The 25,196-nt window shown below is 70.4% G+C and carries 24 protein-coding genes; 11 read left to right on the top strand and 13 right to left on the bottom strand.

Features of this window, described 5'->3' with window-relative positions:
* The first annotated feature begins 88 nt into the window (after positions 1–88).
* The gene (locus ACZ4RZ_RS34585; RefSeq protein ID WP_467750727.1) at positions 89–928 is read left to right on the top strand and encodes an SCO4651 family lipoprotein; all 840 of its coding nucleotides are present in this window, start codon (positions 89–91) and stop codon (positions 926–928) included.
* A 116-nt stretch (positions 929–1,044) separates the two neighbouring features.
* Positions 1,045–1,239 (top strand): hypothetical protein, encoded by a 195-nt coding sequence (locus tag ACZ4RZ_RS34580; protein ID WP_467750725.1) that lies wholly within the window; start codon positions 1,045–1,047, stop codon positions 1,237–1,239.
* 102 nt (positions 1,240–1,341) lie between these two features.
* Here ACZ4RZ_RS34580 and ACZ4RZ_RS34575 read toward each other — a convergent pair whose 3' ends face one another.
* Complete coding sequence (locus tag ACZ4RZ_RS34575; RefSeq protein WP_369247578.1) at positions 1,342–1,716, bottom strand: metal-sensitive transcriptional regulator; 375 nt, start codon at positions 1,714–1,716, stop codon at positions 1,342–1,344.
* Positions 1,717–1,970: 254 nt separating this feature from the next.
* Between ACZ4RZ_RS34575 and ACZ4RZ_RS34570 the strand changes: the two genes are divergently transcribed.
* Entirely contained in the window at positions 1,971–2,591 is a 621-nt protein-coding gene (locus ACZ4RZ_RS34570; RefSeq protein WP_467750724.1) for a DUF47 domain-containing protein, read from the top strand.
* Between the two features lie 7 nt (positions 2,592–2,598).
* The gene (locus ACZ4RZ_RS34565) at positions 2,599–3,597 is read left to right on the top strand and encodes an inorganic phosphate transporter (protein WP_467750722.1); all 999 of its coding nucleotides are present in this window, start codon (positions 2,599–2,601) and stop codon (positions 3,595–3,597) included.
* Between the two features lie 291 nt (positions 3,598–3,888).
* On the opposite strand, the gene pstB is transcribed toward ACZ4RZ_RS34565, so the two are convergent.
* The 11 genes from pstB to ACZ4RZ_RS34510 form a co-directional block, all read right to left on the bottom strand.
* Positions 3,889–4,665, bottom strand: a complete 777-nt coding sequence (gene pstB, locus ACZ4RZ_RS34560) for a phosphate ABC transporter ATP-binding protein PstB (RefSeq protein ID WP_467750721.1) — start codon at positions 4,663–4,665, stop codon at positions 3,889–3,891.
* Between the two features lie 48 nt (positions 4,666–4,713).
* Positions 4,714–5,778 carry a phosphate ABC transporter permease PstA gene (pstA, locus tag ACZ4RZ_RS34555; protein WP_467750720.1) on the bottom strand — a complete coding sequence of 355 codons (1,065 nt, stop codon included), beginning with the start codon at positions 5,776–5,778 and terminating at the stop codon, positions 4,714–4,716.
* Positions 5,775–6,782, bottom strand: coding sequence for a phosphate ABC transporter permease subunit PstC (gene pstC / locus ACZ4RZ_RS34550; RefSeq protein WP_467750719.1), 1,008 nt, complete (start codon positions 6,780–6,782; stop codon positions 5,775–5,777). The genes pstA and pstC overlap by 4 nt, the downstream gene beginning before the upstream one ends.
* Before the next feature lie 100 nt (positions 6,783–6,882).
* The gene (pstS, locus tag ACZ4RZ_RS34545; protein WP_467750717.1) at positions 6,883–8,016 is read right to left on the bottom strand and encodes a phosphate ABC transporter substrate-binding protein PstS; all 1,134 of its coding nucleotides are present in this window, start codon (positions 8,014–8,016) and stop codon (positions 6,883–6,885) included.
* A 353-nt stretch (positions 8,017–8,369) separates the two neighbouring features.
* On the bottom strand, positions 8,370–8,783 hold the full coding sequence (locus ACZ4RZ_RS34540) for an NUDIX hydrolase (RefSeq protein ID WP_467750716.1): 414 nt from the start codon (positions 8,781–8,783) through the stop codon (positions 8,370–8,372).
* Between the two features lie 34 nt (positions 8,784–8,817).
* Positions 8,818–9,981 carry a CHAD domain-containing protein gene (locus ACZ4RZ_RS34535; protein ID WP_467750714.1) on the bottom strand — a complete coding sequence of 388 codons (1,164 nt, stop codon included), beginning with the start codon at positions 9,979–9,981 and terminating at the stop codon, positions 8,818–8,820.
* Positions 9,962–12,193: an RNA degradosome polyphosphate kinase gene (locus ACZ4RZ_RS34530; RefSeq protein WP_467750713.1), complete on the bottom strand. Its 2,232-nt coding sequence runs from the start codon at positions 12,191–12,193 to the stop codon at positions 9,962–9,964. Before ACZ4RZ_RS34530 ends, ACZ4RZ_RS34535 begins: the two co-directional genes overlap by 20 nt.
* A gap of 320 nt (positions 12,194–12,513) precedes the next feature.
* Positions 12,514–13,521, bottom strand: coding sequence for a hypothetical protein (locus ACZ4RZ_RS34525; protein ID WP_467750712.1), 1,008 nt, complete (start codon positions 13,519–13,521; stop codon positions 12,514–12,516).
* Positions 13,518–14,531, bottom strand: a complete 1,014-nt coding sequence (locus tag ACZ4RZ_RS34520; RefSeq protein WP_467750711.1) for an ABC transporter permease — start codon at positions 14,529–14,531, stop codon at positions 13,518–13,520. The genes ACZ4RZ_RS34525 and ACZ4RZ_RS34520 overlap by 4 nt, the downstream gene beginning before the upstream one ends.
* On the bottom strand, positions 14,528–15,454 hold the full coding sequence (locus tag ACZ4RZ_RS34515) for an ABC transporter ATP-binding protein (protein WP_467750710.1): 927 nt from the start codon (positions 15,452–15,454) through the stop codon (positions 14,528–14,530). Before ACZ4RZ_RS34515 ends, ACZ4RZ_RS34520 begins: the two co-directional genes overlap by 4 nt.
* Positions 15,451–15,840 carry a GntR family transcriptional regulator gene (locus ACZ4RZ_RS34510; RefSeq protein WP_467750763.1) on the bottom strand — a complete coding sequence of 130 codons (390 nt, stop codon included), beginning with the start codon at positions 15,838–15,840 and terminating at the stop codon, positions 15,451–15,453. The genes ACZ4RZ_RS34515 and ACZ4RZ_RS34510 overlap by 4 nt, the downstream gene beginning before the upstream one ends.
* 135 nt (positions 15,841–15,975) lie before the next feature.
* On the opposite strand from ACZ4RZ_RS34510, the gene ACZ4RZ_RS34505 reads away from it, so the two are divergent.
* The 5 genes from ACZ4RZ_RS34505 (at position 15,976) to ACZ4RZ_RS34485 (ending at position 20,816) form a co-directional block, all read left to right on the top strand.
* Entirely contained in the window at positions 15,976–16,518 is a 543-nt protein-coding gene (locus ACZ4RZ_RS34505) for an RNA polymerase sigma factor (RefSeq protein WP_467750709.1), read from the top strand.
* Between the two features lie 143 nt (positions 16,519–16,661).
* Positions 16,662–17,507, top strand: a complete 846-nt coding sequence (locus tag ACZ4RZ_RS34500) for an anti-sigma factor (RefSeq protein WP_467750707.1) — start codon at positions 16,662–16,664, stop codon at positions 17,505–17,507.
* 123 nt (positions 17,508–17,630) lie between these two features.
* Entirely contained in the window at positions 17,631–18,491 is an 861-nt protein-coding gene (locus ACZ4RZ_RS34495; RefSeq protein ID WP_467750705.1) for an ABC transporter ATP-binding protein, read from the top strand.
* 109 nt (positions 18,492–18,600) lie between these two features.
* Complete coding sequence (locus ACZ4RZ_RS34490; protein ID WP_467750703.1) at positions 18,601–20,166, top strand: ABC transporter permease; 1,566 nt, start codon at positions 18,601–18,603, stop codon at positions 20,164–20,166.
* Positions 20,163–20,816, top strand: a complete 654-nt coding sequence (locus ACZ4RZ_RS34485) for an ABC transporter (protein ID WP_467750702.1) — start codon at positions 20,163–20,165, stop codon at positions 20,814–20,816. Before ACZ4RZ_RS34490 ends, ACZ4RZ_RS34485 begins: the two co-directional genes overlap by 4 nt.
* Before the next feature lie 37 nt (positions 20,817–20,853).
* Here ACZ4RZ_RS34485 and mshD read toward each other — a convergent pair whose 3' ends face one another.
* Complete coding sequence (gene mshD / locus ACZ4RZ_RS34480; RefSeq protein ID WP_467750700.1) at positions 20,854–21,780, bottom strand: mycothiol synthase; 927 nt, start codon at positions 21,778–21,780, stop codon at positions 20,854–20,856.
* A 249-nt stretch (positions 21,781–22,029) separates the two neighbouring features.
* On the opposite strand from mshD, the gene ACZ4RZ_RS34475 reads away from it, so the two are divergent.
* Positions 22,030–23,829 (top strand): bifunctional metallophosphatase/5'-nucleotidase, encoded by a 1,800-nt coding sequence (locus ACZ4RZ_RS34475; protein ID WP_467750699.1) that lies wholly within the window; start codon positions 22,030–22,032, stop codon positions 23,827–23,829.
* Between the two features lie 100 nt (positions 23,830–23,929).
* Positions 23,930–25,129, top strand: a complete 1,200-nt coding sequence (locus tag ACZ4RZ_RS34470) for an LmeA family phospholipid-binding protein (protein WP_467750698.1) — start codon at positions 23,930–23,932, stop codon at positions 25,127–25,129.
* The last annotated feature ends 67 nt before the right edge of the window (positions 25,130–25,196 follow it).

Below are 25,196 nucleotides of genomic sequence, written 5' to 3'. Positions count from 1 at the left end.
AGCGCCGTCGCGTGACGGGCGCCCCTACTCGTCGTTAACCGGAACGACAGGGAGGGCCCGGGACGGACCGGCTGGGGGTCGGCAGGAGATGGTGGCGCTGGAGGAAGGGCGGGCCGGCTGGGCGGTTGTCGCAGCCGTCGCGGCGGGGCTGATGGTGTGTGTCACGGGATGTTCGGGCGGCGGGGCCGCTGCCGAGGACGCCCGCTCCGGTGCCGACCCCGTCGAGGTGCTGCACCGGGCCGCCGACGCGCTGGAGCGGGCCGGCAGTGCGAAGGCCCGTACGTCCATGGAGATGGCCACCGGCGGGACCCGGGTCACCATCCGGGGCGAGGGCGTGTACGACTTCAAGGCTCAGATGGGGCAGCTCAAGGTGCTGCTGCCGCAGGACCCGGCCGGCACCGACGAGCACCGGCCGATCACCGAACTCCTCGCACCGGGGGCCCTGTTCATGAAGAACCGCGGCGCCGGCGTGCCCGCCGACAAGTGGGTCCGCGTCGAAACGGCCGGCCTCACCGACGGGAACCTGGTGACGGGCGGCGTCACCGACCCGTACGCGGCGGCCGAGCTGCTGCGCGGGGCGCGGGCGGCGACGTATGTGGGGAAGACCGAGGTGGCCGGGACGCCGGTGCGGCACTATCGCGGGACCGCCGACCTGGACATCGCCGCGAAGAGTGCGTCGAAGGGGCAGCGGAAGGCTCTGAAGGCGGCGGCGACAGGGTTCGCCACCGCCGAGGTGCCGTTCGACGCCTACCTCGACGACCAGGGGCGGCTGCGCAAGGTCCGCCACCGGTTCAGCTTCGTCAACGGACAGCAGAAGGGCACTGTCGCCGTCGCCTCGACGACGCTGCTGTTCGACTTCGGGGTCCCCGCCGACGTACGGCTGCCGGAAGCCGAGGACATCTTCGCCGGGAAGATCGCGGCGCAGTAGATTCCCGGGAGCGGAGCGGTAGCTTCCCGGGAGGGGCTGGAAATGGCCCTTCCGTGCCATGCGCGGTGTGTAGGCCGCTCCCTACTCTAGGAAGTCGATGACGGCAGGAAGAGGTGATGCACGTGGCTCCGGTCGGCGGTACGGCAGTTCAGGACCACGTGGCCCTCGCCGAGATCGAGCTGTGCGGCGACCTGATCATCGCGGCCTCGGCCGCCCATGAGGACCGGCTCAGTCTTGAGAGCATCGACGAGGTGCTGAAAGTGGCTGAAGAGCGTACCCATGACGTCCCTGAGCGGGGTGCTGAGGAGTAGGCCTCCCGGCCTCCCTCCGGTACCCGGGCGTGGCCCGGTCCCCGCCACGCCTACCCCACGTCACCCATGACTCGAACACCATGATTCGCGTCACGCCGTACCTCAGGTGCGGAGCAGTCGGCCGATCGCCTTCGTCGCCTCTTCGACCTTCGCGTCGATCTCGTCGCCGCCCTTGAGGGCCGCGTCCGCGACGCAGTGGCGCAGGTGTTCCTCCAGGAGCTGGAGGGCGAAGGACTGCAGGGCCTTCGTGGAGGCGGAGACCTGGGTGAGTATGTCGATGCAGTAGACGTCCTCGTCGACCATCCGCTGCAGACCGCGGATCTGGCCCTCGATGCGGCGCAGGCGCTTGAGGTGCTCGTCCTTCTGCTTGTGGTACCCGTGGATCCCGCGGTCGTGGTCGGTCACGATCTCCTGGGGCTCCTGGACCTTTTCGGCCTCGCCGGAGGGTGCCGTCGCGCCGGCCTCGGTGGTCGTCATCGCGTCCTCCTGCTGAATCTGCTGCATTGGTCCGGTGCGGTGGACGATCCTGTCTGAAACGCCACTTACATATACCCCTGGTAGGTATATGGTATCGGACTTTGCTGGGTATGGGGCCCTTGCCCGATGCCGGAACCGGACCCTGTGCTGATCACTGTGCCCGATGGGCGACACTGGGGGACGGCCCATTAGCCGTGGCCGGATGATGCGCCTAGCATCAGCCTGACCGAACCGAAGCACCCCGAGGACCCCACGTGCGCTTTCGTCTGACCCCCAGGGAGACGAGCTTCTATGACATGTTTTCCGCGTCCGCGGACAACATCGTCACGGGCTCGAAACTCCTGATGGAACTGCTTGGGGCGGACGCCTCCGCCCGGGCCGAGATCGCAGAGCGTATGCGGGCAGCGGAACACGCCGGTGACGACGCCACGCACGCGATCTTCCACCAGTTGAACTCCTCGTTCATCACGCCGTTCGACCGTGAGGACATCTACAACCTGGCCTCGTCCCTCGACGACATCATGGACTTCATGGAGGAGGCCGTCGACCTGGTCGTCCTCTACAACGTCGAGGAATTGCCGAAGGGCGTCGAGCAGCAGATCGAGGTACTGGCCCGCGCGGCCGAGCTGACCGCCGAGGCCATGCCGAACCTGCGGACCATGGAAAACCTCACCGAGTACTGGATCGAGGTCAACCGGCTGGAGAACCAGGCCGACCAGATCCACCGCAAGCTGCTGGCCCACCTCTTCAACGGCAAGTACGACGCCATCGAGGTGCTGAAGCTCAAGCAGATCGTGGATGTGCTGGAGGAAGCGGCCGACGCGTTCGAGCACGTGGCGAACACGGTGGAGACCATCGCCGTCAAGGAGTCCTGACCCGGTCATGGACACCTTTGCTTTGATCGTGACCATTGGCGTCGCGCTCGGATTCACGTATACGAACGGCTTCCACGACTCGGCGAACGCCATCGCCACGTCGGTGTCCACGCGGGCGCTGACCCCGCGGGCGGCGCTCGCCATGGCAGCGGTGATGAACCTCGCCGGTGCGTTCCTCGGCAGCGGTGTCGCGCACACCGTCAGCAGCGGGCTGATCGAGACGCCCGAGGGCAGCAAGGGGATGGGAATCCTCTTCGCGGCACTCATCGGCGCCATCGTCTGGAACCTCGTCACCTGGTACTTCGGGCTTCCGTCGTCCTCGTCGCACGCGTTGTTCGGCGGGCTGGTGGGGGCGGCGCTCGCGGGCGGTACGACCGTTCTCTGGTCCGGCGTCCTGGACAAGATCATCATTCCGATGTTCCTGTCGCCGGTGGTCGGTCTGATCGGCGGCTATCTGGTGATGTGCGCCATCATGTGGATCTTCCGCAGGGCCAATCCGTCCAAGGCCAAGCGCGGATTCCGCATCGCTCAGACCGTGTCGGCGGCCGGGATGGCGCTCGGGCACGGTCTTCAGGACGCCCAGAAGACGATGGGTGTCGTGGTGATGGCGCTGGTCATCGGTGGCGTCCAGGGGGCGGACGATCCGATTCCGGTCTGGGTGAAGATCATCTGTGCGGTGATGCTGTCGCTGGGGACGTACGCGGGTGGGTGGCGCATCATGCGGACGCTCGGGCGGAAGATCATCGAGCTTGATCCGCCTCAGGGTTTCGCCGCGGAGACGACGGGGGCGTCGATCATGTTCGCCACGGCGTTCCTCTTCAAGGCGCCGATCTCCACGACGCATGTCATCACCTCCGCCATCATGGGCGTCGGGGCGACGAAGCGTGTGAACGCGGTGCGGTGGGGTGTCGCCAAGAACATCGTCCTGGGGTGGTTCATTACGATGCCGGCGGCCGCGTTGGTGGCTGCGGCCGGCTTCTGGATTGTGAACCTGGCGTTTCTGTAGTTCGGGTGTAGCCGGGGGTGGGTTTCTCGCCCCCTCCGCCCCTACCCTCCCGTACCAGCCTTTCGGCTGCGGGTGGGTGGGGGCTTGTCGCGCAGTTCCCCGCGCCCCTCAAAGGGGCGCGGGGAACTGCGCGGTCTTTTTTAGGGGGGCTGGGGGTGCAGCCCCCAGGGGTGGGCCGAGTCGCAGGCGTGCGGAAACGAGCGGGCCCGCCCCCGGGAGCCAGGGGCGGGCCCTTCTCGTCCTCGCGGTGGCACCGCCATGCAGCACCGCGAGGGGTATGGGGGCGTCGGCTCAGCCGAAGCGGCCGGAGATGTAGTCCTCCGTGGCCTGGACCGACGGGTTGGAGAAGATGCGCTCCGTGTCGTCGATCTCGATGAGCTTGCCGGGCTGGCCGACCGCGGCCAGGTTGAAGAACGCGGTGCGGTCGGAGACGCGGGCGGCCTGCTGCATGTTGTGCGTCACGATGACGATCGTGAAGCGCTCCTTGAGCTCACCGATGAGGTCCTCGATGGCGAGGGTGGAGATGGGGTCCAGGGCCGAGCAGGGCTCGTCCATGAGGAGGACCTGGGGCTCCACGGCTATCGCTCGCGCGATGCACAGGCGCTGCTGCTGACCGCCGGAGAGGCCGGAACCCGGCTTGTTCAGACGGTCCTTGACCTCGTTCCAGAGGTTCGCGCCCTTGAGGGACTTCTCGACGATGTCGCTGAGCTCGGACTTCCTGTAGGAGCCGTTGAGCTTCAGGCCCGCCGCCACGTTGTCGAAGATCGACATGGTGGGGAAGGGGTTGGGGCGCTGGAAGACCATGCCGATCGTGCGGCGCACGGCGACGGGGTCGACCCCGCTCCCGTACAGGTCCTCGTCGTCCAGGAGCACCTTGCCCTCGACGCGGCCACCGGGGGTGACCTCGTGCATGCGGTTGAGGGTGCGCAGGAAGGTCGACTTGCCGCAGCCGGAGGGGCCGATGAAGGCCGTCACCGAGCGGGGCTCGACCGTCATGGAGATGTCTTCGATCGCCTTGTGGGCGCTGTAGTAGGCGGTGAGACCGCTTACGTCGATTCGCTTGGCCATTTCAATCACTGCTTCTTTCGCAAAGGTTCGGGTCGCTGATTGGCCGCGTCAGCGGCCCGTCTTGGGCGCCTTCCAGCGCGCGATGCCACGCGCTGCCAGGTTGAGGATCATGACGAAGGCGATGAGCGCGAGTGCCGCCGCCCATGCCCGGTCGTAGGCTGCGCCGGAACCGGCGCTGTTCGCGTACTGCTGGTAGATGTACAGCGGCAGCGAGGCCTGCGGGTCCGAGAACGGGTTGGTGTTGATGAAGCTGGTACCCCACACCAGCAGCAGCACGGGAGCGGTCTCACCGGTGATGCGCGCCACCGCGAGCATCACACCGGTGGTGATACCGCCGATGGAGGTCGGCAGAACCACCTTGATGATGGTGCGCCACTTCGGGATGCCCAGCGCGAGGGAGGCCTCGCGCAGCTCGTTCGGTACGAGCTTGAGCATCTCCTCCGTGGAGCGGACCACCACGGGCATCATCAGGATCGACAGGGCGAGCGAACCGGCGAAGCCGGAGTAACCCATGTCCAGGATGAGGATCCAGAAGCTGAGAATGAAGAGGCCGGCGACGATCGACGGGATGCCCGTCATGACGTCGACGAAGAAGGTGACGGCCTTGGCGAGCTTGCCGCGCCCGTACTCGACGAGGTAGATCGCGGTGAGCACACCGATCGGCACGGCGATCAGGGTGGCGATGGCGACCTGCTCCAGGGTGCCGATGATCGCGTGGTAGATGCCGCCACCGGGCTGGGTGTCGGCGACTACACCCATGGAGTGGGTCAGGAAGTAGACGTCGAAGACCTTCACGCCGCGCTTGACGGTCTCCCAGATCAGGGAGGCCAGCGGGATGACGGCGACGATGAAGCAGACCCAGACGAGGCTGGTCGCGACCCGGTCCTTGGCCTGGCGGCGGCCCTCGACCTGTGCGGCGATGACGTACGTACCGAGGACGAAGAGGATCGCGGCGATCAGGCCCCACTGGACCTTGCTGTCGAGGCCGGCGCCCAGGCCGATGCCCGCGGCGACGGCGACGGAGCCCACGGCGATGGCCCACGAGGACCACTTCGGGAGGCTGGCGCCGCGCAGCGTGCTGGGGCGCTTGTGGCTGACGGGTGCGGTGCTCATGCGTTGGCCCCCGAGTACTCCTTGCGGCGGTTGATGATCATGCGCGCCGCGCCGTTGACCAGCAGAGTGATGACGAACAGGACGAGACCGGAGGCGATCAGCGCGTCCTGGCCGAGCGGGGTGGCCTCGCTGAACTTGCTCGCGATGTTCTGGGCGAACGTGCCGCCGCCCGGGTCGAGCAGGCTGGCGTCGATATCGAAGGTCGGGGAGAGGACCGTGGCGACGGCCATCGTCTCGCCGAGCGCGCGGCCGAGGCCGAGCATCGAGGCGGAGATCACGCCGGAGCGGCCGAAGGGCAGCACCGACATGCGGATGACCTCCCAGCGCGTGGCGCCGAGGGCCAGCGCGGCCTCCTCGTGCATCTGCGGGACCTGGCGGAAGACCTCACGGCTCACGTTCGTGATGATCGGCAGGATCATGATCGCGAGCAGGATGCCGACGGTGAGCATCGAGCGGGGCGCGCCGCCCTGCCACTCGAAGATGCCGGTCCAGCCGAAGTAGTGGTCGAGCCAGCCGAAGAGTCCGTCCATGTGCGGTACGAGGACGAGGGCGCCCCAGAGGCCGTACACGATGGACGGGACGGCGGCCAGCAGGTCGATCACGTACGCGATGGTGCCGCCGAGCTTGCGCGGCGCGTAGTGCGTGATGAACAGGGCGATGCCGACCGCGACCGGGACCGCGAGGACCATGGCGATGAGCGCGGAGACCACGGTGCCGAAGGCGAGGACCGCGATACCGAAGGTCGCCGGTTCGAGGCTGGTGTTCCACTCGAACGTGGTCAGGAAGTTCCCGTGGTCCTTGCCGATCGCAATGGCGGCACGGTAGGTGAGGAAGGCTGCGATGGCGGCCATGATCACCAGGAGGAAAATGCCGGACCCGCGCGAGAGACCGAGGAAGATCCGGTCTCCGGGGCGGGTGGCGCCGCGGCTCGCACTCTTCAGGGCGGCCGCGGAAGGCTGTGGGGTGGGGGGAGGGGCTTCAGTGTTCTGTGTTGATATGTCCATCGGGATTCTCCGGTCTGCGGAACCGTAAGGGGTGGCGGCTCCAGGCGGCGGTGCACCGGACGGTGCGGCCCGCCTCGGCGAGGCGGGCCGCACACTCAGGTCAGCTCAGGCTCGAGATGGTGGAACGGACCTTGGTGATGATCTCGTCGGGGATCGGCGCGTACTTGGCGTCGGTCAGCAGCTTCTGACCGTCCTCGCTCGCGATGTAGGTGAGGAAGGACTTGGTGGCGGCCAGGGTGTCGGCCTTGTTCCCCTTCTCGCAGACGATCTCGTAGGTAACCAGGGTAAGCGGGTAGGCGCCTTCCTCGGTCGGCTTGTAGTTCAGGGACAGCGCCAGGTCGTTGCCCGTGCCGGCGACCTTGGCGGTGGCGATGGCCTTGGTGGCGTTCTCGACGGTGGCCTTGACCGGGGTCTTGGCGTCCGTCTTCAGGTCGACGGTGTTGATGCCGTCAGCGGCGTAGGAGAGCTCGAAGTACGAGATCGCGCCCGAGACCTGCTTCACCTGCTGGGCGAGACCGGAGGAGCCCTGCGCGGACTGGCCGCCCTTGGCCTGCCAGGCCTTGCCGCCCGAGTAGTTCCAGTCGGACGGGGCGACGGCCTTCAGGTACTTGGTGAAGTTGTCCGTGGTGCCGGACTCGTCCGAGCGGTGGAAGGCCTGGATCTTGGTGCTGGGAAGCTTCGCGTCGGGGTTCAGCTTCGCGATGGCCTTGTCGTTCCACGTCGTGATCTTGCCGTCGAAGATCTTGGCGAGCGTGGAGGCGTCCAGCGTGAGGTTGTCCACGCCGTCCAGGTTGTATCCGATCGCGATCGGGCCGCCGACCATCGGAAGGTCGATGGCGGCGTTGCCGCCGCAGGCCTTCTTGGCGGCCGTGGCCTCTTCGGGCTTGAGCGGCGAGTCCGAACCGGCGAACGCGGTCTGGCCCTGGGTGAACGCGGTGATGCCCGCGCCCGAACCCGTCGGGTTGTAGTTGATCTGCACGCTCTTGCACGACGCCTTGTACTGCGCCACCCACGCGTCGATCGCGTTCTTCTGCGCGGAAGAGCCGGAGGCCTGCAGCTGGCCCTTGGCGTCGTCGCACTTGATGGCGCTGTTGTTGCTGGCCGGGGCCGAGCTGTCGCCACCGTTGCTCTTGCCGGTGTCGTCCGAGCCGCACGCCGTGAGGGCCAGGGCGCCGGAGACGGCGACGGCACCGAGCGAGAGGGCGCGAAGCCGGTTCTTGCGCTGAAGCTTCACTTTCGGGAGTTCCTTCCAGGAGCCGCCGTCGAGGTGGCGGCGTGCGAGGTTCGGTGTAATGCGGAGGCCACATCCAGTAAGCGCTCCGCACCGGGTAAGGCCGAAATTAGGCAGATCAGGTGACGGCGCTGAAGGCCGTAAGTGAACGGGGGGTGAACCCCTGCGGACGGTGCGGTGAGGTCACGGAACGCTTACGTCTCGGACACGGGGCGGTTTCCGACAACTCGGGTCCAATTGATAACTCTAGGCAACCGGACGTAATCGCACAGGTTTCAACGCCTTTGCGGAGACGCCGTATCCGCACAGGGTCGTCGGACGCGGCGGCGGACTCGTACGGCGGTGACAGCGCGTCACTACGTCAGGTGCAGCGCGGCGAGCAGGGCGTCGACCAGGTCGCGGTCCCTGGGCATCGTCAGGCGGTCGCGAGCCTCGGCGGGGGAGAGCCACAGGACGCGGTCCACCTCGCGGTTCGGGATGAAATGGCCGTCCGTCGCCTCGGCCGCCCAGTACCGGACCTCCTTGGGGCGGCCGGCGACGACGTAGCGGAGCGTCGGCAGGGGAGCGCCCAGCACGGCGGTGTACCCCGTCTCCTCCGCCACTTCGCGCAGCGCGCCGGCGAGGGGGTCCTCGCCCCGCTTCAACTTGCCCTTCGGGTGCGACCAGTCGTCGTACTTCGGTCGGTGGACGAGGCAGATCTGCAGCTCGCCGTCGACCGGGGAATGGCGCCACAGGACGCAGCCCGCCGCCTGGATGGTGTCGTCTGCCATGGGGCCTCCCTCGTCGTGCGCCATGGACCCTCCCTCAGGGGGTGCGTACCGCTTCCATCTGCCATGCCTGCTGGAACGCGAACCGTGCCGCCTCCACCTCGTGCCGCTGGTCGGCGTGGAGCACGCCGAGCGCGTACGCCGTCGCCGGGGCGATGCGCGGGGTGCGGGCCGCCGACGCCGCGGCCGATGCCGCCTCCGCCGCGTCCCGGTGCCGGTTGAGGGCCTGGCCCGCGGCGAGAAGTCGTACGTCGGTGGGGCACTCCTCGCCGTACAGGACCTCACGGGCGTAGCGGTGCAGCCGCAGCAGCAGGCGGACCTGGTGCCAGGGGGCGTCCTGCGGCTGGGGCGCGGTGTCGGCGGAGAGCCCGTGGACGAGGGCCTCCGCGTTGTAGGGGTGGCCCGCGGTGACCAGCGGCAGCGCGGCGATCGCGTCGGTCAGACGGTCCGCCGCGGCGGCGGCCAGCGGGCGCAGGTCGGTGGTGGTGGCCGCGAGGGTCAGCGGGACCTCGCTGGCCAGGACCGCCACGCTGTCGGCGACCGCGTGGAAGCGGCCTGAGCCCAGCGCCTGCAGGGCCGCCGAGTGGGCCCTGGTGCGGGCCAGGGTCAGCTGGCGGTCCAGGAGGGCGCCCGCTTTCGCGGCACCGACCGTCAGGTTGCCGGTGGGTTGGGTGCGCGGGCCGGGGCCGGCCGGTTCCGCTCTCTGCGGGACGGGCTCCGCCCCGGCGGAACGATTGCTCCCAGCGGAAGCGGAGGCGGCCGACTGGCCCACAGCCTTGCCGGGTGGCTGTGCCGGGAGTGCCGACGAACCCGACAGGCGGTTCAGGGCGCCCAACAGCCGTTCCAGGCGGGCCGCGTACGCGTGCTCCCGGGCCAACGTGCCGGACAGCCAGGCCAGTTCGGGGCGCATGCCCTCCGACCAGTCCGGGTCGAGCAGAGGCCGGAAGGTGTGGAGGCTGCCGCTGATGCGGCGGGCCGAGCGGCGCAGTGCCCGCGCCGCGTCGACAGACTCCTCCGAACCGTTCTCCCCCAGTCTCGACTTCGCTCGACCGGGGGGACCCCCATCGCCGCCGGTCTCCCGGTGCTGGCGCAGCGAACGGAGAAACTCCGTGGCCTGGGCCCGCAGATAGTTCGCGAGGGCGTCCCCGGACACAGGCCCGCCCGTGGGGTCGGTGGGGGGATCAAGGTGCTGCTGTGCCACGCCGGCGCCTCCGGGCGTCTATGAGCATCTCCTGGACGTTTCGCAGGGGCTGGCCATCCGCGTCGGTCGCGTGCCGCGTCCACTCGCCGTCGGGGCCCAGGTGCCAGGAGGAAGTGGTGTCGGACATGCCGGTTTCCAACAGCCGGTTGAGGGCTGCCCGGTGGGCCGGGTCGGTGACTCTGACCAGGGCTTCGATCCGCCGGTCGAGGTTGCGGTGCATCATGTCGGCGCTGCCGATCCACACCTCGGGCTCGCCGCCGTTGCCGAAGCCGAAGACCCGGGAGTGTTCGAGGAAGCGGCCGAGGATGGAGCGGACCCGGATGTTTTCGGACAGGCCGGTGACGCCCGGCCGGACCGCGCAGATGCCGCGCACCCATATGTCGACCGGTACTCCGGCCTGCGACGCGCGGTACAGCGCGTCGATGATCGCCTCGTCCACCATCGAGTTGACCTTGATGCGGACGAACGCGGGGCGGCCGGCGAGGTGGTGCTGTACTTCCTTGTTGATCCGCGAGATCAGGCCGTCGCGCAGGGACTTGGGGGCGACGAGCAGACGGCGGTAGGTCTCGCGGCGCGAGTAGCCGGAGAGCCGGTTGAAGAGGTCGGAGAGGTCCGCGCCGACCTGCGGGTCGGCGGTGAGCAGTCCGAGGTCCTCGTACAGCCGGGCGGTCTTCGGGTGGTAGTTGCCCGTGCCGACGTGGGAGTAGCGGCGCAGGGTGTCGCCCTCCTGCCGTACGACGAGCGACAGCTTGCAGTGCGTCTTCAGACCGACCAGGCCGTACACGACATGGCAGCCTGCCTCCTCCAGCTTGCGGGCCCACTTGATGTTGGCCTGCTCGTCGAAGCGGGCCTTGATCTCGACGAGGACGAGGACCTGCTTGCCGGACTCGGCGGCGTCGATGAGCGCGTCGACTATCGGCGAGTCGCCGGACGTCCGGTACAGGGTCTGCTTGATGGCGAGCACGTCCGGGTCGGACGCGGCCTGCTCCAGGAAGGCCTGCACGGAGGTGGAGAAGGAGTCGTACGGGTGGTGCAGCAGGACATCGCGTTCGCGCAGGGCGGCGAAGATGTCGGGCGCGGACGCCGACTCGACCTCCGCGAGATCGCGGTGGGTGCCCGCGATGAACTTCGGGTACTTCAGCTCGGGCCGGTCGAGTGCGGCGATCCCGAAGAGGCCGGTGAGGTCCAGGGGACCCGGCAGCGGGTACACCTCGGCCTCGGAGATCTTCAGCTCCCGGACGAGCAGATCGAGGACGTACCGGTCGATGGACTCCTCGACCTCCAGGCGCACCGGCGGACCGAAGCGGCGCCGCATGAGCTCCTTCTCCAGGGCCTGGAGCAGGTTCTCGGCGTCGTCCTCCTCGACCTCCAGGTCCTCGTTCCGGGTGAGGCGGAAGGTGTGGTGCTCAAGCACCTCCATGCCCGGGAACAGCTCCTCCAGGTGGGCCGCGATGACGTCCTCGATGGGGACGTAGCGGTTCGGCGAGGCCTCCAGGAAGCGGGAGAGCAGCGGCGGGACCTTGACGCGCGCGAAGTGGCGGTGGCCGCTGACCGGGTTCCGTACGACGACGGCCAGGTTCAGGGACAGGCCGGAGATGTACGGGAAGGGGTGCGCGGGGTCGACCGCCAGCGGGGTCAGGACCGGGAAGATCTGGTGCCGGAAGAGCGTGAAGAGGCGGGCCTGCTCCTTCTCGGTCAGCTCGCTCCAGCGGACGAGGTGGATGCCCTCCTCCGCGAGCGCGGGGGCGACGTCCTCCTGGTAGCAGGCCGCGTGCCGGGCCATGAGCTCGCGCGAACGGGCCCAGATCATCTCCAGGACCTCGCGGGGCTGCAGACCGGAGGCGGACTTCGTCGCCACACCGGTCGCGATACGGCGCTTCAGACCCGCCACCCGGACCATGAAGAACTCGTCCAGGTTGCTGGCGAAGATCGCCAGGAAGTTGGCGCGCTCCAGGAGAGGCGTGTTCGGGTCTTCCGCGAGCTCCAGAACCCTCTCGTTGAACCCCAGCCAGCTGCGCTCCCGGTCCAGGAAGCGGCCCTGCGGCAGCGTGATGCCGTCCTGCACCGTGTCCTCGTACGCGTCGAGGTCGGCGTCGAGGTCGGGCTCGAGATCGGAGACCGCCGCCGACACGGTGTGCGGGCGGTGAGCGGCTATGGAGCCGACGGACGGCTGGGGGTGCTGTACCGGTGCCTGGGCGCTGGGCTGGTTCATGGACCCATTCTTCCGCGCCAGGGGCGAGACCGGCGCGTCGGAGAGGGCGGGCTGCAGCGGAGCGAGGCGGATGTTCCCGTTCCGCATCACCGGCGTACGCTCACTCCCCGTCGTCGGCGAGGTCCCGTTCTCCGGTGGAGGCGACGGCTCGGGCGCGGCGGGCTTCATTGGTTGAGCGTCGCAAGGTCACCTGAATCGATGGTTACGGCGACATGACGTGCGGGATAGCGGGGGGCGGCTCCCGGACGTCTACATGTCCGGGAGCCGCGTACGCGCCCACCCCCGTGAGGTGCGTACGTTTTCTCAGCCGTACAGCCGCTCTAAGGGGTACGGCGGCGCAGCAGCCGGAACGCCGCTGCGGTGGCGAGGGCCACGACGGCGAGGAGCACGCCGCTCTCCATGAACTGGAGGGGCCAGAAATGGGACTCGGGGTGGCGCGTGGCCCAGAAGTCGGTCAGGCCGGAGCGGGCCATGCAGTCCTTGATGTCCGGGGCGTTCTCGTAGCCGACGCAGGCCAGGTTGTTGCCGATGTGCTCGCCGGAGGTGGTGACGGCGCCGTGTTCGAGGACCTGGGAACTGCGCGGGAGGTGCAGCGCGGCCCGTCCGGTGACCGTGTCGGCGGGCCACAGGCTCGTCCGGAACCAGTCGACCACGTTGTACAGGACCAGAGTCGCCGCGAAGGCCACGCCCGCCGCGGGCAGCGCCTTCCTGGTGACCAGGCCCGCGAGTGCACCGACGGTGAGGCCCGCGAGGATGTAGGCGACGGCGGCCGGGCCGGTGGAGATGAAGACGTCGGGGTTGTACCAGTCGCCGACGAGGTCCGGGTTGTCGTCCCGGCGGGCCCAGACGTTGAGGAGGACGATCAGGGTGGTGCCGGCGGCGAGCAGGGCCGCCGGGACGGCGAGCTTGGCGGTGAGCCAGCGCATCGGAGTGACGGACTGGGTCCAGGCCAGTTCCGCGGTCCCGCTCTCCAGCTCGCGCCCGATCAGCGCGGCCCCTGCCCACGCGGCGACCGGGAACATCAGGTACGACAGGGCGGTGCCGACGAGGCCGATGCCGATTCCGTAGGTCTCGTCGGTGTTGATCGCCTCGACGTCCGAGCAGCTCGGCAGGCTGTCGGTGGCCGGTGTGGCGCAGGCGCCGATGCCCGCGCGGGCATCGGCGCCGATGGCGTACATCCAGATCAGGACCCCCACGGCGGCCAGCAGTACGGCACCCCAGAGCAGCAGGGCCGTGCGGTGCAGGCGCAGGACGGTCCAGGGGAGGCCGCCGAACGCGCCGCCGTCGTTCTCGCGGGCGACCGTGCCTCGGGCGGTGAGGGCGCTCATACGGCGGTTCCCTTCGCGATGGTGCCGGTGCGGCGCTTGAGTACCCGGAAGGAGACGAGGGCCGCGAGTGCGGTGAGAGCGAGCACCAGGGCGGTCGCCGTGAGCTGGAGCGGCCAGTAGTGGGAGAAGGGGTGGGAGTCGGTGTAGTAGCTGACGGCGTCGAGCTTGTCGTAGGCGGCGCGGCACGTCGGGACGTGGCTGCTGCCGCAGTACGGGTTGGACAGGCGGTCACCTGTGGAGGTGAGCAGACCTTCGTCGACGGTGAGGCCGAGGCTCTTGGGGCCGTCGTGGGTGAGGCCGGTGACGGTGTGCACCGTCGGCCACAGGTGGGGCAGCGCCAGGGCGACGCCGGACCAGGCGGCTGCCGTCCACAGCACCGAGAGGACGAGCGCGGCCAGCGAGCGGCGCAGTGCCAGGCCCGCGAGGGCGCCGGCGGCCAGGCCGAACAGGGCGATGGCGATCGTGGTGGTGCCGTTGGTGTGGAAGGTGAGGGAGTCGGTCCAGGGCTTGGCGGTGTCGATCTTTCCGCGCCCCTTGAACCACACCATGCGGTGCAGCACGACCAGCACGGTCGTCCCGGCGCTGACGAGCGCGGCCGGGGCGGCGAGCTTGGCGGCCAGCCAGCGGGCCGGGGAGATGGACTGGGTCCAGGCGAGCTGCGCGGTGCCGCTCTCCAACTCGCGGCCGATCAGCGAGGCGCCCGCCCAGGCGGCGACGAGGAACGGCACGAACGTCACCGCGAGGGTGGCGTACAGGTAGACCGACTTGTACGTGGTGATCGCGTCCTGGTCGTACGCGCAGGTGGCCGTCCCGCAGCGGTCGTACTGCCGCCAGGCCGTGATCGCCGCGTCGGTGAGCGGGCCGTAGAGCCACAGCAGCAGGGCCGCGAGGGCGGTGAACAGACCGGCCCAGGCGTACAGGGCCGGGCGGTGCAGCCGCAGCATCACGCGTGTGGTGGCGAACGGCACGGGCGCCGGGGCGGCGGAGGGGGAGGCCGTGAGGGTGGTCATGCGGCGGGCTCCTGGGACGCGGCCCGGGTGGCGCCGGATTGGAGCGACAGCGCGGGCGCTTCGGGGTTGCGCAGATGGGCGAGGACCAGCTCCTCCAGGGAGGGCGCGGCGGTGTGCCAGCCGTCCGCGAGTGGACCCCGCGGCCGTACCAGCGCGGTGAGCTGCCGTCCGGTGGTGCGGGACTCGACCACGGTGTGCGGGGTGAGGTCCCGTGCGGCCCCGTTGACGGGGGACTGCGCGGGGCCGCTGAGGAGGGTGTGCGCGGCCAGCAGGTCGTCCAGGTCGCCCGCCAGGCGCACCCGGCCGCCGCCGATCAGCAGCAGGTAGTCGCAGGAGCCCTCCAGTTCGGCGACGACGTGCGAGGACATCACGACCGTGGTGCCGTACTGCGCGGCCTCGGCCATCAGCAGGCCCATCAGTTCGTGGCGGGCGAGCGGGTCGAGGTCGGCCATCGGCTCGTCCAGGAGCAGGAGTTCGGGCCGTTTGCCGAGCGCGAGGGCGAGGGCGACACGGGTGCGCTGGCCGCCGGAGAGGGAGCGGACCCTGGCCTTCGGGTCGAGGCCGCCGGCCGCCACGATCCGCTCGGCGACGGAGGCGTCCCAGCGCGCGGGGTTGAGCTCCCGGCCCAGGAGCAGCGTGTCGGCGACGCTGAGCTGCGGGTACAGCGGCTTGCCCTGCGCGACGTAGGCGATGCGCTCGCGGGCGGCGACCGGGTGCGTGCCGAGCACGGTCAGGGAGCCCTCGGTGGGGGCGAGCAGCGCGGCCGCGTGGGCCAGCAGGGTCGACTTGCCCGCGCCGTTGGGTCCGACGACGGCGCAGACGCGCCCCACCGGAAGCCGGAAGGTGCACTCGCGCAGGGCCCAGCCCCCGCGCCGCCCGAACCGCTTGCCCAGCGCGGCCGCCGCCATGGCGGTCTCGGTCATTCCTGGTCTCCCTTGCTGAAATGTTCATCGAGTACGGCGCTGAAGAGTGCCGCCACGTCGTCGCGCTGGAGCCCGGCCTCGCGGGCCCTGGCCGCCCATGCGTCCAGTTCGGCGCGCAGGGGCGAGTCGGCCGGGGCGGTGCCCAGCGACTTTCGTACGAAGGTGCCGAGGCCGCGTCTGGCCTCGACCAGGCCCTCCCGCTCCAGCTCGCGGTAGGCCTTGAGGACGGTGTTCGGATTGATGGCGGTGGCTTCCACGACCTCGCGGGCCGTGGGGAGCTTGTCGCCCGGTTCCAGCAGGCCGAGGCGCAGGGCCTGCTTGGTCTGCTGGACGATCTGGACGTAGGTGGCGACGCCGCTGCGCCGGTCGATGCGGTACTCGACCACTCGGACAACCACCCTTTCACTAATTGAGTAGTGAAAGGGTGGTGCAAGATGGTGTCCGCGGTCAAGACCGAGCAGGACCGAGATTTTGTGGGCCGGCGCGTGAACCGATCGGCGGGGCTCGTCCGATGAGGGGTTGTGAGGGAAACGAGAAGCGACGGGGAGCTGCTGCGGGCCATCGCGGCGGACGGGGACCGTCGCGCCTTCGAGGAGCTGTACCGGCGGTACGCGCCGTGGCTGACCGCGCGGCTGCGCGGCCGGTGCGCCGACGCCGGAGTCGTCGACGACGTCGTGCAGGAGACGTTCCTCGCCGTGTGGCGCGGCACCGCCCGCTACCGGGAGGAGGGTGACGTGGCCGGCTGGCTGTGGCGCATCGGCTCGCGACGACTGATCGACGCGCTGCGCGGCGACGGCGCGCGCGGCCGGCTCCGGCAGGCGCTCGCACGTCTCCGGCACCGCGACGAGGACTCCGCCGAGGAGCGGGTGCTGGCCGGGGTCGAACACGGCGACCTGGCCGGCGCGTTGACCCGGCTCTCGCCGGAACTGCGCGCGGTCCTCCAGGCCACGGTGATCGACGGGCTCAGTACCCGGGAAGCGGCCGTCCTGCTCGGCATTCCGCCGGGCACGGTCAAGACGCGGGCACTGCGTGCACGCAAGCAGCTGCGGGAGGCACTGGCATGAGCGGCAAATTTCAGCCCCTCCGGCGTTTGAGGAGCGGGGGTTTGAGGAGCGGGGGTTTGGGGGCGGAGCCCCCAAGGACGGGACGGGTAGGGGCGGAGGGGGCGAAAATCGCCGGCCCGGCCACCCCCGACGGCGGGTGGCACGTGGACGAGGCCGACCTCCGGGCCTACGCACAGGGCGAGTTGGCCCCTCCCCGGCTCTGGTCCGCCGACACCCACCTCGCCTCGTGCGCGCGGTGCCGGGAGGTGCTGGCCGCCGTGAGCGACCCTGTCGCGCTGGACGCCGGGTGGGAGCGGCTCGACGCCGAGCTGGACGTGCCGCGGCCGGGGCTGTTCGAGTCGCTGCTCGTGCGGGTCGGCGTCGCCGATCACATCGCGCGGCTGCTCGCGGCCACCCCCGTGCTGCGCCGCTCCTGGCTGGGCGCGGTCGCCGCTGTGCTGGTCATGACCGTGGTGGCGGCCAACGCGGTGCAGTCCGCGGCCTCGCCCTCGCTGTTCCTGGCCCTCGCGCCGCTGCTTCCGCTCGCCGGGGTCGCGCTGTCGTATGGGCCCGTGCTCGACCCGACGTACGAGATGGCCGTTGTGTCACCGATGCACGGGTTCCGGCTGCTGATGATCCGCACGGTCGCCGTGCTGGCCGTCGGTCTGGGCCTGAACGGCCTGGCGACCCTGGCGCTGCCGTCGTACGGGCTGCGCGCACTGGCCTGGCTGCTGCCCGCGCTCGCCCTCACCGGGACCGGGCTCGCGCTGACCCCCCGGCTGGGTCCGGTGCTCGCGCCCTCACTGGTCGGCGGCGCGTGGATCGGCCTGCTGGTGGCGGCGCAGTCGACGACCGAGGCGGGCCGCACGCTCGCTCCGTTCACGGCGGCCGGACAAGGCGTCGCCGGGGCGGTCGCGGCGCTCGCCACCGGGCTGCTCTATCTCCTGCGGGACCGCTTCGACGCGTCGCGTATGTCCTTCGCCCACTTCTCCGACGGGGGTGCCGCGTGATCGCCCCCGCCTCCCACCGGGGTGCCGCGTGATCGCCCCCGCCTCCCACGGGGGTGCCGCGTGACCGCCGCCTCCGCCAATGGCTCCGACCTCTTCGATCTCTCCGACAGGAGTGCCCCACGTATGACCCCCACCGTCTCCGCATCCGGTCTGACCCTCCGCTACGGCGGGACCGTCGCCCTCGACGACGTCTCGTTGCGGCTGAGCCAGGGTGTCACCGGGCTGCTTGGGCCCAACGGGGCCGGAAAGACCACCCTGTTGCGGGTGCTCGCCACCGCCGTGCCCGCCGACCGGGGGGCCTTCACGGTGCTCGGGCACGACCCGGGCACGACGGCCGGCCGCCTGGACGTGCGGCGCGCGCTGGGCTATCTGCCGCAGACGCCCGGGTTCCACCAGGACTTCTCGGCCTTCGAGTTCGTCGACTACGTGGCGATCCTGAAGGAGCTGACGGACCGCGGCGCCCGGCACAAGGAGGTGCGGCGCGTGCTCGACGCCGTCGACCTGTCCGACGTACGGAGCAAGCGCATCAAGAGGCTGTCCGGCGGTATGCGCCAGCGGGTCGCGCTGGCCGCGGCGCTCGTCGGCGACCCCGGTTTCCTCGTCCTCGACGAGCCGACCGTCGGTCTCGACCCCGAACAGCGCATGCGGTTTCGGGAGCTGATCGCCCAGGCGGGTGAAGGGCGGACGGTTCTGCTCTCCACCCACCAGACCGAGGACGTCGCGATGCTCTGCCATCGCGTGATCGTCATGGCCCGCGGAAGCGTCCGCTTCGAGGGCACGCCCGCCGAGCTGACCGCGCGGGCGGCGGGCCGGGTGTGGAGCAGCACGGAACGCGACCCGGGCGCGCGAGCCGGATGGCGTACGGGCACGGGCTCCTTCCGCAACGTCGGCGACCCGCCCGAGGGCGCCGATCTCCTCGAACCGACCCTGGAGGACGGCTACTTGCTCACTCTCGACGGCGAGCCCGCGGAGGTGGCTGCCTGATGACTGTGTCGAGCCACGAGACGAAGAGGCGGCCGGGCCTGGTAGGGCCGGCGCTCGCGCAGTCCCAGAGTCGCGAACTGATGGGACGCACTCAAGAAGGTAGGGCGGCATGACCAGCACCACCACCGGCACGGCCGAGCAGGCGGCTCCCACGGGGGTGCAGCCGCCTGCTCGGGGACAGGGATCCAGGACGGCCGCCGTGCTCGCCCTCGCCCGCTTCGAGGCACGCGAACTGCTCCTGCAGATACCGGTGTTCGTCTTCCTCACGTTGTACGTCGGCTACACCGGCTGGACGATGTTCAACGGCCGCGAGGGCATGGACGACTACCCGGTCCTCCAGGACGTCGACCGGTCCACCCAGACCGGCCCGTTGCTCCTCGGCATCGCGCTGTTCGTCTGCGTCAACCGCGCCGTGCTGCGCTCCCGCAGACAGGGCACCGACCGGCACTTCGACGTACTGGTCATGGAGCCGTGGCGGCGCACGGTGGCGCACGCGCTGTCCGTCGTGCCCTTCGCCGCCGGCACGGCGCTGGTCGTCGCCTTCGAATTCACCTGGGCGGCACTGAAGCCGGGCGCGGTCGGCCACGGCTCGCTCGCCGAACTGGCCGTGGGTCCGCTGGCGATCCTCCTGTCCGGCGCCTTCGGCGTCCTGCTCGCACGGCTGATCCCCTCCACCTTCGGAGCACCGCTCTTCGTGGTCGGCGCCTATGTCGTCACCATCCTCGTGACCAGCGCCACGGGCAGTGCGCACTGGGCGCGCTGGCTGTCCCCGGCCGTCTCGGAGCAGGGGGCCGACCCGTTCCCCTCCGAGCTGCTGGGCCGCCCGGCCGCCTGGCACGCGCTGTATCTGGCGGGGCTCACGGTGTCGCTGCTGTGCCTCGCCGTCCTGGTCGGCGGCGGTCGTACGCGTGTCGTCAAGGCCGTGACCGCCCTCGCCCTCGTCGCCACGGCCGCCGGTGTCGCCGGGCAGTCCCCGGGCGACTCGGCCGGGCTGATCGCGGCTCGCGCCAAGGCGTCCGTCACGCCGGAGAAGGTGCAGTCGTGCGTCGCGCACGGCAGGTCGACGTACTGCGCCTACCCCGAGTGGACCGGCCGCACCGCCGAGTGGGCCGAGGTCGTGGACCGCGTCCAGTCCCTCGCGGGTGGCTCGGCCCGGGGCGAGAAGCTGACCGTGCGGCAGCGGGTCGACGCCCGCTACGGACTGGAGGGCGACGCCGCGGTCGAGCCGTCCAGCACGCCGGGCGTGGTGACCGTCGGCACGCGGTGGGGCGGCAACCGGATCCCGGAGTTCGCGGTCGGCGTCGCCTCGGTCCTGGTGGCCGGCGACGAGGAGTCCAGCGGCGAAGGGTGCGACGCCCGCGCGGTGACCATCATGTGGCTGGCGCTGGCCGCGGAGTCCGACCCGATGACCGTGTTCCGCCACATCCGCCTCGACGACAGCGTCAAGGGCTCCGGAGTCTCGCTCGCGCCCACGAACCCGGTCTATCTGAGCGCCGAACAGACCAGGATCGTACGGGAGTTGCTGCACAAGCCCCGCTACAGCGTGGTCCCCAAGGTGCGGGCCCACTGGGCGGAACTCACCTCTGCGAAGACGTCGACGGCTCGGGTGGCCCAGCTGCTGGGGGTGCCGGCGGCGGGTGCGGGCGCCGGGGAAGCGAAGAGGTGCGAGCAGTGACCGCACGCGTGATCCGAGCCCTGCTGCGCCCGGTGTCCCGGACCCTGCCCCGGCGGGCCCTCGCGGCGGGCAGTGCCCTGGGGCTGCTGCTCGCCGGGAGCCCACGGCTGCTGTCCTCCCCGCCCGATCCGTGGCTCTGCCTCAGCCTCCTGCGGGCCGCCGCGCTCGCCTTCGGCCTGGGCCTGGCCTTCCTGCTGGACGACCCGGCCCGGCACACCACCGCCGCGGTGCCGACCCGGCGCCCGGTGCGCGTCGGGCTGCGGGTGGCGCTCGTCGCTCCGTTCGCGGTGCTGTGGTGGACGGCCGCGCTGCTCCTCGTACCGGAGGAGACCCGGCCACCGGTGGGCGCGGTCACCCTGGAGGCGGCGGCCGTCGCCGTCCTCGCTCTGGCAGCCGCGGCCCTGGCCGTGCGGTGCTCCGACGTGGCCGAGCCGGGGGTCGCGGTGTCGGCCGGACTGCCGGTCGCCGTGCTCGCCTGTGTCCTGCTGCTCCCGGAACGGTGGGAGCTGTTCGTGGCGGTGGCCGACCCGCGCTGGGACGGCGCCCACGAACGCTGGGCGGGGCTCCTGGTCGTGGCGGCGGTGGTGGGAGCGTGCTCCGTCGCGGAACCCAGGCAGCGGCGGCGGATCACCTCCCTCGCCCACCGCTGACCCGACGTGAGGCGCTGAACCGGTACCGGCGGAGCGGTTACGACTCCGTCCGGTACATCAGGTCCGTCTCGTGGGTGACGAAGCCGAGCCGCTCGTACACGGTCACCGCCGCCTTGTTGTCGGCGTCGACGTAGAGCATCGCGGTGGGCAGGCCCTGCGCGGCGAGGTGGCGGAGCCCGATCGTGGTGAGCGCCTTGCCCAGGCCGCCGCCCTGGGCGCCGGGACGCACCCCCAGGACGTAGACCTCGCCCAGCCGCTCCTCGGCGTGGACCTTGGTCCAGTGGAAGCCCGCGAGCCGGCCCTCGCGGAAGGCGAGGAAGAACCCGGACGGGTCGAACCACGGCTCGGCCATCCGGTCGTCCAGGTCGCGCTGGGTGAGGGAGCCCTGCTCGGGGTGGTGGGCGAAGGCCTCGGCGTTCACCGCGAGCCAGGCGGCGTCGTCCCGGCCGGGCACGAAGGCGCGGACGTGCACCCCGTCCGGGAGCTTCGGCTCGGGCAGGTCGAGGTCCGCCAACGGCCGTCGCATCTGGCGCAGTTCGCGGAAGAGGGTGAGCCCGAGGACCTGCGCGAGGTGCCGGGCGGCCGAGTGCCCGCCGTGCGCCCACACCCGCAGCCGCTTCCCGGACTCGGCGAGCAGTGCCGAGCCCAGCGCCCGCCCGTGCCCGTGCCCGCGGTGCGCCGGGTGCACGACCAGCTCGGCGGCCGGGGCCTCCACCGGGTCGGTGTCCTCCAGCTGCGCGTATCCGATGAGCTGGTCGCCGACGGTCAGCAGCAGATGCCGTACGCCCTCACGGGCCCCGCCCTTGAGCTGCAGCCGCCCCTGCTCGGACACCGCCTGCTGCCCGTCGGCCCGGGCGGCCTCGGCGAGCAGCTGGAGCACGTCCTCGGCCTGGCCCGGGGAGAGCGCGGAGTAGGTCTCGATGGAGCGGGAGAGGGCGGGCAGTGCGCTGTCGTCGCTGGTCATGGCTACGAGGGTAAGGCCTGCCCGTTTCATGGCGAAGTGCCCTCGACCGCAACCTGTTGGTAACCCTCAACCCCCTGTTGCGCTACGCGCGTTGAATCTAAAGTGCGCGCAAAGCGGTAAGTCGCAGTGGGCCGCGGTCGCCACACGGCTCCTACGGCTGCCACAGCCTCTTCCAGTTCTGCCAGCTCTTCCGGCTCTTCCAGTTCTTCCGGCTCTTCCAGCTCCCACGGATCCCACAGGGGGGAACCCATGCCGCCGACGCCACGGCACAGACGTACCCATCGCATCCTCGCGGCCGCCGCCGGCCTTGCCACCGTCGGCGCGCTGGCCGCGGCGATGCCCGCGAGCGCGGGCCAGGACCAGGCGACGCCGCTGCACCACCAGGGCAGCGGCCGCTACCAGGACGTACAGCTGCTGTCCTTCAACGACCTGCACGGCAACCTGGAGCCGCCGTCCGGCTCCTCGGGCCGTGTCACGGAGCGGCAGGCGGACGGCACGACGAAGACCATCGACGCGGGCGGTGTCGAATACCTCGCCACGCATCTGCGCCAGGCCCGCAAGAACAACACGTACTCGATCACGGCCGCCGCCGGTGACATGGTCGGCGCCTCCCCACTGATCTCGGGTCTCTTCCACGACGAGCCGACGATCGACGCGCTGAACAAGCTCGACCTGGACGTGACGAGCGTCGGCAACCACGAGTTCGACGAGGGCGCCAAGGAGCTGGCCCGCCTGCAGAACGGCGGCTGCCACCCGAAGGACGGCTGTTACGACGACAGCGAGGAGTTCACCGGCGCCAACTTCCCCTACCTCGCGGCGAACGTCACCGACGAGAAGACCGGCAAGCCGATCCTCAAGCCCTACTGGGTGTGGAAGAAGAACGGCGTCAAGGTCGGCTTCATCGGCGTGACCCTGGAGGGCACCCCGAACATCGTCTCCGCCGAGGGCGTCAAGGGCCTCAAGTTCGGCGACGAGGTCGAGACGATCAACAAGTACGCCAAGGTGCTCCAGCGCCAGGGCGTGAAGTCGATCGTCGCGCTGATCCACGAGGGCGGGGCGCCCGCGTCGTCGGCGTACAACTACGACTGCGACAGCCCCGGCGCCGGTGACGGCATCTCCGGCCCGATCGTCGACATCGCCAAGAACGTCACCCCGGCCGTCGACGCGCTGGTCACCGGCCACACCCACCAGGCGTACGCCTGCACCATCCCTGACCCGGCGGGCAACCCGCGCATGGTCACCTCGGCCTCGTCCTTCGGCCGGCTCTACACGGACACGACGCTGACGTACGACCGCTGGACCGGCGACATCGCCCGTACGGCGGTTAAGTCCGCGAACCACGTCGTCACCCGTGATGTGGCCAAGGCCGCCGACATGACGTCCCTGATCAGCAAGTGGAAGACGCTCTCCGCCCCGATCGCCTCGCGCCCCATCGGCTATATCGCGGGCGAGATCGGCAACACCGGCACCGAGTCCCCGCTCGGCGACCTGATCGCCGACGCGCAGCTCGCGTACGCCAAGTCCGTCGACCCGGAGGCCGACCTCGCGGTGATGAACCCGGGCGGCATCCGCGCCGGGCTCACCTACACCGCCAGCGGCAGCGAGGGCGACGGCGTGGTGACGTACGGGGAGGCGTACACGGTCCAGCCCTTCTCCAACACGGTCAACCTGGTGAACCTCACCGGCGCCCAGCTGATCACCGCACTCCAGCAGCAGGTCAGCGGCACGAATGAGGCGGCGCCGAAGATCCTCCAGATCTCCTCGGGCCTCACCTACACCCTGGACCTGACGAAGACGGGCGCCGCCCGAGTGGTCGCGGACTCCGTCAGGCTCAACGGAACCGCGATCGATCCGACCGCCACCTACCGGGTCGCGATGAACTCCTTCCTCGCGGGCGGCGGCGACGGCTTCGCCGAACTCGGCAAGGGCACGAACATGGTGGTCGGCGGCGACGACCTGGCGGCCTTCGAGTCCTACCTGACGGCCAGCTCCTCGGCAGCGACGCCGTATCCGGTGCCCGCGGCCGACCGGATCACGATCGTGAAGTAGCGATCGTGAAGTAGCGATCGTGACGTGGAGATCGTGAAGTAGATCGCATACGGGCGATTGCGGTTGCGGACAGGGGCGGTACGCATGGTCGGATGAGACGATGCGTACCCCCCACCGCATAACAACGCATCCCTATACAAACCCCTACGAAGAGCTCGCCGCTCTGGACGACGGCCCGCTGGAGGAGTTCCTCCACGAGGACGAGCCGGAGGAGGCGCCGGAGGAGGACTGGGCCCCGCCCAACCACCGCCGGGGCAGCCGACGCCGCCGGAAACGCTTCGCCGGACTGCCGTTCGCGATGAAAGCCGCCGTCCTCGTCGTGTCCCTCGCCGCGTTCCTCACGCTCGCCGACCGCTGGGCGCTGCTGTACGCCGAGCACAAGGCGGCCGGCAAACTCAAGGACCAGCTGCACCTGGCCGCCGCGCCCGAGGTCGAGATCGGGGGCTTCCCCTTCCTCACCCAACTCGCCGACCACCGGCTGGACTCCGTGAAGGTGACCGTGCCGGACGTGGCCGCCGACCGGGTCTCGCTGGCGGAGGTGTCGGCGACGGCGACACATGTACGGCTCGACGGCGGCGACGGCCCCACCGCCTTACGCGGTGCCCGTATCCCCGAGCTGCACGGCGAGGTGCTGCTCTCCTTCGACGACCTGAACCGTGAACTCGGCGCGTCCCAGGTGACGTTCACGGGACATGGCCGCGACCGGGTGCGGGCGCGCGGCACGCTGCCCGTCGCCGGACACGATCTGAGACTCCGGGCCGACGCCCGCATCGGCCGCGACGGTGAGCGCGGCATCTCGACGCGGATCGACGGAATGCGCCTGGACATCGGCGACTTGGCGACGTACCGGCCGGGCGTCCGCGCCTCACAGGGCCTGCACCTCACCGCGCGCTCGGTGGCGCGCCTCGGCAAGGAGACCGGCAAGGCGCGGGCCCTGCTCTCCGTCCCGTCGATCGTGCGCCGCCTCGGGGTGCCGGACGCGGTGGTGCGGAAGGCGCTGCGCGACGACACCGAGCTCGCCTCGCTGACGGGTTCGGCGACGTTCGCCCGCCGGGCGATGCGCGTGAACCTCCTCGACCTGGCGACCGCCCACCCGGCGCTCCTGAAGCGCTTCGGCCTGGACCCGGCCCTCCTCGACGGCCTCTCCCGGCTCACCCGTCCCGTCCTCGTGGACCAGCTGTCCCTGGGATTCCGCCTGCCGCATCCGAAGGACGGCGACCTGCGGCTGCGCGACGTCCGCGTGGAGAAGGACGGGATCCGGGTGCGGATGACGGGGTCGGCTCTGACGATCGGCCGTTGACAGAACACCGACCAGGTGAATGAGTCTCTGAATTACCTCGGTGAGTTCCAGGTGAGGTTCGTCATAA

This window comes from Streptomyces sp. NPDC027189 (assembly GCF_055566975.1).
The sequence above is the reverse complement of the archived record's forward strand: the minus strand, read 5'-3'. Positions and strand labels throughout refer to the sequence as shown.